We start from the raw sequence: 6949 nt of genomic DNA, 5'->3' as shown, positions 1-6949 counted from the left end.
GACCCAATCCCGGTCGTTTACGGGGTCCAGTGGCGATCCCGATTGCGGACGTAAATGGTTGCGCTCATAGCTACGTACCGCAGGACGCAGGCGGATTTAAATGGAATACCAAGACCAAAAAATTAAAGCGATCGTTCGCCTAACAATCGTGGCGGTGGTGATGACGGTAATGCTCGCGCTTTGTCTGAACTATTCCGATCAGTTACAGAACTTCGCTCAAAATCTGCCGCCCCGGCTGCGAGACAAACATATCTGGCTGGGCGTTCTTATCCCAATGGTTCCGGTGTGCTGGGCCGTGGACCTACTCTTAATATTTACATCGCCCGAGCAGGAGGTCCGTCTCGTCGCTTGGTCAAAGCGATGGCTCAAGACGACAAGCGATTTCGAGAGGATCATCTTCGATACGGCCGATCCAAACTATCGCAAGGTAGCCTGGCGCTACTTTTTGGAACGCCGCAAGGGTTGATCTAGGAAGGTCCACTTATTGCGCTCGCCGAACCGTAAGCAGTCAGACCGTTTTCCACCAATAGCGGCCTCACGCCGGCCGCCTGACCGATCTCGCCCAGCCCATAAAAAACCACCTCGGGCAAATGCCCGAGGTGGCCAAGGTTCAGGGAGGAGACACGCTCGAAAGCGTGTCTGCACGACCTCGCGAAAGGGGGGACACGAAGCCGTACTCAAGCAACATAGGTCGATGAGATTACCGTTTCAAGACTCGGACATGAACGTTCTCAACGGAGAATTTCATCCATTCCGGTTCAATCCCGGCGCCATCCGGCCGAGCACGGCGTCGCGCAGCAGCAAATAGTGGCGCAGTGCCGCCGCGACGTGCAGCACGACCAGCGCGAGCATGGCATAAGCGATTATGCCGTGGAGATTGTGGCCCAGCGTCGCCGTCGCGCCCGATATCGGCAGCGGCGGGACCGGGAACAGCCAGAACCACGCCATCGGCCGCAGCCGCGCCGGGTTGGACGACAGCATCCAGCCGGTCAGCGGCAACACCAGCAGCAGCGCGTAGAAAGCCCAATGGACCGCCTTTGCCACTGCCCGCTCCCAGCCCGTCATGTCGACAGGCAGCGGTGGCGGCCGATGCGTCAGCCGCCAGCCGAGCCGCAATAGCGTCAGCACCAGCACGGTGAGCCCGATCGACTTGTGGATCGGGATCACCCATTTGATGCCGTCGAGCAGCGATTCGTGGAACAGCCCGAGCGCGAGATTGACGAGGACCAAAGCCGCGATCGACCAATGGAGCCAGATCGCGCCCCACGAATAACGGTCGGTTCGGATCAGCGTCGTCCTCGTCACTCGCAGCGCCCCGACGCCGTCAGGCGACGAGCTGCGGCGCCGGCATCAGCCCCAATTGCATCTGACGCGTGAATATCTCGCGCATCACCGACAGCGAGAACAGATGCGCGTAGATCAGCGGCAGCAGGCCCGATTGGGTCATCTTGCGCAGCTGGTCGCCGCGCAATTCGTTGAGCTTCTCTTCGTTGACCATGCGGAAGCCCGAATAGACGAACGGCTTGTCGGCGCCGTCCGGCTGGATCGTCACTTCGCCATCCATCAGCAGGTCGAGTTCGCGAAGCTCGTTCATGAACGCCGCGGTGCGCGCGCCGGCTTCTTCGAACTGCTGGTTGAATTCGAGGATGCTCTTGGTGACGTCGGTCGGCGCGCCATCGGCGAACAGCGGCTCGCCTTCATCGAACGCGCCGATCGTTTCCGAGCTCGGATCGAAGCACAGTGTCAGCTCTTCGGCTTCCGGGCGCAGCCGCGCGAGCAGATACGGATAGCGGCGGATATAGGCCGGGACATAGGTATAGGGCTCGCGCAGCTGACCCTTCTCATCGATGAAGACGTTGACCCCCTCATTGAGACCCATCAGCGCCAGCGGCACGCCGTCATCGCCTTGCGAGAAGACGATCGGCAGGTTGCGCTGCGCCATCGGGAATTCATCGACCGTCAGCGGGATCGCGTGCTGGTTCGCCAGGAAGGGCGCGCCGTTGGACGGGCGGATGCGGAAATTGCCGTGCTGCTCGCTCGACAGCGGCTCGAGCGAATTATAGAAAAGCGGAAGCGACTGCGGCGCGCTGGCCATTACCCTACTCCAATCGAATCTCTTGAACGCGGCTCCCCAGGAAGCCGCACGTGGCCGTGCGCCCTAAGGGGTGGCGCCGTCGGGCGCAAGGGTAACGAGCTTGCCAGGATTCATCAATTCGCGCGAATCGAACGCCCGTTTGATCGCCCGCAACGCCATCATGCGCGCCGGCGAGGACAAGCGCGCAAGCTCGTCGCGTTTCAACTGGCCGATGCCATGCTCGGCCGAGATCGACCCGCCCGCGGCGACGACGAGATCGTGGACGAACGCCGAGATGACATGGGCTTGTCCCTCGTACCAGCTCGGGCCGTCGGTGCCGGCCGGCGCCCGCACGTGGAAATGGACATTGCCGTCGCCGAGATGGCCGAACCCCGCCGCACGGGTCCCAGGGAAGCGCGCTTCCACCGTTTTTGCGCCTTCGATGAGGAAACGCGGCATGCCGGCGACCGGCACCGAGATGTCGTGCTGCAACGCCGGTCCCTCGGCCCGCGACGCTTCGGGAATGGTTTCGCGGATTTTCCACAAGGCATCGGCCTGCGCCTCGCTTGCCGCCACGACCGCATCCTCGACCTCACCCGCCGCGAGCGCGTCGCCGAGCAGGCGTTCGAGCAAGGCGGCCGGCGGCTCGTCGGCGGGAGTGGCGCGCGTCGCCTCGATCAGGACGTGCCAGCCATGATTGCCGCCCAGCGGGGCGCGCGTTCCGGGGACATGCCGGACTACCGCATCAAGGAAGCTTTGCGGGATGATCTCGAAACTCTCGACCGCCTGCGTCGCCCGCTGCAGCCGCCGCAACAGCGCCAGCGCGCGTTCGGGATCGGCGAGCCCGGCCCAGGCCACCGCGCGATCGAGGATCGCCGGCACCAGCCGCAGCGTCGCTGCGGTGATCACTCCGATCGTGCCTTCCGCACCGATCAGCAACTGGTTGAGATCGTAACCGCGATTGTCCTTCTTGAGCGCGGCGAGTCCATCATGGAGCGAGCCGTCGGGCAGCACCGCCTCGACTCCCGCGACCAGCCCGCGCATCGTCCCGAACCGCAATACCTGCGTACCCCCGGCATTGGTCGAGGCCAGCCCGCCGATCGTCGCGCTGCCCTTTGCCCCCAGGGTCAGCGGGAAGCGCATACCCTCGGCCAGCGCGGCGTCGTGGAGATTGGACAGGATCACCCCCGCCTCGGCCACCGCCAAAGCATCGGCCGGCCGGAGCGAGCGGATGCGGTTGAGCCGCCGCGTCGACAGGATCAGCGCCGAGCCATCCGCGGGCGGCGTGGCCCCGGCGACCATCGAGGTATTCCCTCCTTGCGGCACCAGCGCGACGCCGAGGTCGCGGGCCTTGGCCACCACCAATTGCACCCCCGCAACGGTGTCGGGTGCGAGGATCGCCGGGCTGTTCCCGTGAAAACGCCCGCGCCAGTCGGTCAGCCACGGCGCAATGTCTGCCGGATCGGTCACGACCGCCTTGTCGCCCAGCGCGGCGCGGACAGCGGCGGTCAATTCGGCCTGTGCGGGTGTCATGGCGGTCGCGCTAGCATGGCGGAGGACGCGCATCCAATTCATTGCGTGTTCAAATTATGGCTTTACCAAGGCGCGCTTCATGCCGAGTCCGCCCCTTGCCGCCCTTGCTCTGATTGCCTCCGTCGCCGCGGTCAGCACACCCGCGCCTGCCGGCCAGGTGACAGGCATCGAACTGGCGCAAGTGACGATCCGCGGACGAATCGTCATCCGCGTTCCCAGCAGGTTGCGGGACTCGAGCGCGCCCGCCCCCCAGCTCATACCCGCGCGACCGATCAGATGGGCCGAGAAAAAAGGTCCCAAATGCATCGCCGCAGACCAATTGGGCGGGGCGATCGTCGCGACCGACTATGTCGATCTGGTACTGCGCGGCGGCGACCGCGTCCGCGCCGAGCTGGACGGCGATTGCTCGGGGCTGGGCTATTATGGCGGTTTCTACGTCAAACCCTCAGCCGACGGCCAGGTCTGCGCGGGACGCGATTCGATCCGCACCCGCTCGGGCGACCAATGCACGATCAGGAAGTTCAAGAAACTGGTCGCCAAGAAGTGAGTCTTTAGATGCGCCTCACGGCGCATGGCGGCACCGGCCCGCTCCCCCACCCGACCTCCCAGACAGCGTATCTTATGGGAGGTCGGGTGGGGGAGCGGGCCGGTGCCGCGACCGAAACTCGCCCTTTCGCGAGTTTCGCAAAAAGACGCTCAAGCTTGACTTTCGGCAACTGATCGGCAAGCGCGCACGTTGTTGGATGGCGCATTTGCGCGCTGACCATTTTTCCGGATTTTTGGATGCCCTTTGCCGACCTCGGCCTTTCAGACGAATTGCTCCGCGCCGTAGGCGAATCGGGCTATACCGAACCGACTCCGATCCAGGCCGCGACCATTCCCAGCGTGCTGATGATGCGCGACATCATCGGCATCGCCCAGACCGGCACCGGCAAGACCGCCGCGTTCGTGCTGCCGATGATCGATATCCTCGGCCATGGCCGCAGCCGCGCGCTGATGCCGCGCAGCCTGATCCTCGAGCCGACGCGCGAACTCGCCGCGCAGGTCGCCGAGAATTTCGAGAAATACGGCAAGTATCACAAGCTCTCGATGGCGCTGCTGATCGGCGGCGTGCAGATGGGCGACCAGATCAAGGCGCTGGAAAAGGGCGTCGACGTGCTGATCGCGACGCCGGGCCGGCTGATGGACCTGTTCGAGCGCGGCAAGATCCTGCTGACCCAGTGCAACCTGCTGGTGATCGACGAGGCCGACCGCATGCTCGACATGGGGTTCATCCCCGATATCGAGAATATCTGCACCAAGCTGCCCGCCAATCGCCAGACCTTGCTGTTCTCGGCGACGATGCCGCCGCCGATCAAGAAGCTGGCCGACAAGTTCTTGTCGAACCCCAAGACGATCGAGGTCGCGCGCCCCGCCACCGCCAATATCAACATCACCCAATATGTGGTGCCGGTCGGCAGCGCGAGCCACGCCAAGCGCGCGGCGCTGCGCCAGTTGCTGGGCCAGGAAGAGGTCAAGAACGCGATCATCTTCTGCAACCGCAAGACGACGGTGCGCGAGCTCAACAAGAGCCTCAGGGGCTATGGCTTTTCGAGCGGTGAGATCCATGGCGACATGGAGCAGCCGCAGCGGATCGCGGAGCTCGACCGGTTCAAGGCGGGCGAGATCAATATCCTGGTCGCGTCCGACGTCGCGGCGCGCGGCCTCGACATCAAGGGCGTCAGCCACGTCTTCAACTTCGACGCGCCATGGCATCCCGACGATTACATTCACCGCATCGGCCGCACCGGCCGCGCGGGGGCGACCGGCGTCGCCTATACGCTCGCATCGAGTGCGGATGCCGAGAATATCGAGAATATCGAGAAGCTGACCGGCATGAAGATCCCGCGGCTCGAAGGCGGTCCGCCGCCCGAAGCCGATGCCGAGGAAAAGCCCCGCGCTCGCACTGCTCGCGACGAAAAGCCGAAACGCGCGCGCGCCGCGCCGCGCGAGAAGGCCGCCGCCGCCGAGGCGTCCGAAGCACCGGCGCCGCGCGCGGAGAAGCCAGCTCGCCGCGAAGAGCCACGGGCGCGTCGCGAGGAGGCACGTCCCCGCCGCGACGATTCTCGCCCGCCTCGCGAAGAGCCGCGCGCGCGCAACGACGAGCGCCGGCCGCGCCGCGGTCGCGAGCAGGACGAAGGTCCGGACGAAGGCTGGAACGGGCCGGTGCCCGACTTCCTGAACGTGGTCCTGACCAACGACTGAGGCACGCGTGAGCCTGCCCGACTTCATCAGCGTGGTGCCGGTCGAACCGATCGTCAGCCCGTGCGTCAATATCTGCCGGATCGGCAAGGACCGGTTGTGCGAGGGATGTCGCCGCACGATCGACGAAGTCGCGCGCTGGACGAGCATGACGCCGGCCGAACGCGATCGGGTAATGGCGGAATTGGCCGGGCGCTAGGCACCAGGCTATCCAACTATACGCCTCCCCGGCGAAGGCCGGAGCCCAGTATCAACGACGTGCAAAGTGTACCCCACCGTTTCGAACACATCGCATCTGGGCCCCGGCCTTCGCCGGGGAGGCGTGGTTTCGCATCGCTGGGCACAAACTCCCAAGTGTTTGGAAGCAGCAACTAAAGACGTCAACGTTCTGCCCTACGGCACCGGGCTCCCGGTATCGCACAAACATCTGCCACAGCCGAGTCACGCCAGCTGGTTGGTCTCCATCAGCGCATCGTCGAGCGCCGAGGCCCGTTTGTACGCCTCGCGTCCGCTCAGCCGCTCGGCATAAGCGGTAAAGGCGTCGCGCTTCGGGATCGTGCCGAATTGCGTGCCCCAGATCACCTGCGCGCCGACATAGACGTCGGCCATCGTGAAGGCATCGCCGGCCACATATTCATACTGCGACACCGCGCGTTCGAGCACGTCGATCGTCCGATCGTAATCGCCATAGCCGAACATCCTGCTTTGTTCGGGCTGGGGGATGAAACCGGCATTATTGTTGGTCACGGCATGTTCGACCGGTCCCGCAGCGAAGAAGAGCCAGCGGTAATAATTGGCGCGATCGGTGAGCGCGGGCGCCAGGCCAGCGTCAAAAAAGGCATCGCCGAGATAGGCGCAGATTGCCGCGCATTCGGTGACGACCTTGCCCTTGTGTTCGATCGCCGGGACCTTGCCCATCGGATTGACCGACAGATAGTCGTCGCTTTTCATCGTGTCGGCATAGTTCATCACGCGAACTTCGTAGCGCGCGCCGACTTCCTCGAGCGCCCAGCGTGCGATCCGCCCACGCGACTGCGGGTTGGTGTACAAGATCAGGTCGCTCATCATTCTCTCCCTAGGAATACGTGTCACGCGTCCGCC

Annotated in this window: 8 protein-coding genes; 4 read left to right on the top strand and 4 right to left on the bottom strand. The window is 64.4% G+C overall.

From position 1 onward, the window contains the following. Positions 1–100: 100 nt before the first annotated feature. Positions 101–466: a hypothetical protein gene (locus SMA01S_RS17070; RefSeq protein WP_066825082.1), complete on the top strand. Its 366-nt coding sequence runs from the start codon at positions 101–103 to the stop codon at positions 464–466. A gap of 278 nt (positions 467–744) precedes the next feature. Here the strand turns inward: SMA01S_RS17070 and SMA01S_RS17065 are convergent, their stop codons facing one another. From SMA01S_RS17065 to SMA01S_RS17055, 3 genes are all read right to left on the bottom strand, one after another. Next, positions 745–1305 (bottom strand): cytochrome b, encoded by a 561-nt coding sequence (locus SMA01S_RS17065; RefSeq protein ID WP_084250387.1) that lies wholly within the window; start codon positions 1303–1305, stop codon positions 745–747. Between the two features lie 19 nt (positions 1306–1324). Next, positions 1325–2095: a SapC family protein gene (locus SMA01S_RS17060; protein WP_066825081.1), complete on the bottom strand. Its 771-nt coding sequence runs from the start codon at positions 2093–2095 to the stop codon at positions 1325–1327. 63 nt (positions 2096–2158) lie between these two features. Beyond that, positions 2159–3607, bottom strand: a complete 1449-nt coding sequence (locus SMA01S_RS17055; RefSeq protein ID WP_066825100.1) for an FAD-binding oxidoreductase — start codon at positions 3605–3607, stop codon at positions 2159–2161. 79 nt (positions 3608–3686) lie between these two features. On the opposite strand from SMA01S_RS17055, the gene SMA01S_RS17050 reads away from it, so the two are divergent. From SMA01S_RS17050 to SMA01S_RS17040, 3 genes are all read left to right on the top strand, one after another. After that, entirely contained in the window at positions 3687–4154 is a 468-nt protein-coding gene (locus tag SMA01S_RS17050) for a hypothetical protein (RefSeq protein ID WP_084250386.1), read from the top strand. A 236-nt stretch (positions 4155–4390) separates the two neighbouring features. After that, entirely contained in the window at positions 4391–5851 is a 1461-nt protein-coding gene (locus SMA01S_RS17045; protein ID WP_066825079.1) for a DEAD/DEAH box helicase, read from the top strand. A 7-nt stretch (positions 5852–5858) separates the two neighbouring features. Beyond that, positions 5859–6047: a DUF1289 domain-containing protein gene (locus SMA01S_RS17040; protein WP_066825077.1), complete on the top strand. Its 189-nt coding sequence runs from the start codon at positions 5859–5861 to the stop codon at positions 6045–6047. Positions 6048–6289: 242 nt separating this feature from the next. Here SMA01S_RS17040 and SMA01S_RS17035 read toward each other — a convergent pair whose 3' ends face one another. Then, positions 6290–6916, bottom strand: coding sequence for a glutathione S-transferase family protein (locus tag SMA01S_RS17035; protein WP_066825075.1), 627 nt, complete (start codon positions 6914–6916; stop codon positions 6290–6292). Positions 6917–6949: the final 33 nt, after the last annotated feature.

Origin of the sequence: Sphingomonas mali NBRC 15500 (assembly GCF_001598415.1) — a bacterium.
Taxonomy (GTDB): Bacteria; Pseudomonadota; Alphaproteobacteria; order Sphingomonadales; family Sphingomonadaceae; genus Sphingomonas; species Sphingomonas mali.
This window is presented reverse-complemented; position numbering and strand designations above follow the sequence as displayed.

What these genes read in the sequence shown, in the direction of transcription:
- SMA01S_RS17070 (WP_066825082.1), top strand. Translation starts at nt 101, where the DNA reads ATGGAATACCAAGACCAAAAAATTAAAGCGATCGTTCGCCTAACAATC.
- SMA01S_RS17060 (WP_066825081.1), bottom strand. Translation starts at nt 2,095, where the DNA reads ATGGCCAGCGCGCCGCAGTCGCTTCCGCTTTTCTATAATTCGCTCGAG.
- SMA01S_RS17055 (WP_066825100.1), bottom strand. Translation starts at nt 3,607, where the DNA reads ATGACACCCGCACAGGCCGAATTGACCGCCGCTGTCCGCGCCGCGCTG.
- SMA01S_RS17050 (WP_084250386.1), top strand. Translation starts at nt 3,687, where the DNA reads ATGCCGAGTCCGCCCCTTGCCGCCCTTGCTCTGATTGCCTCCGTCGCC.
- SMA01S_RS17045 (WP_066825079.1), top strand. Translation starts at nt 4,391, where the DNA reads ATGCCCTTTGCCGACCTCGGCCTTTCAGACGAATTGCTCCGCGCCGTA.
- SMA01S_RS17035 (WP_066825075.1), bottom strand. Translation starts at nt 6,916, where the DNA reads ATGATGAGCGACCTGATCTTGTACACCAACCCGCAGTCGCGTGGGCGG.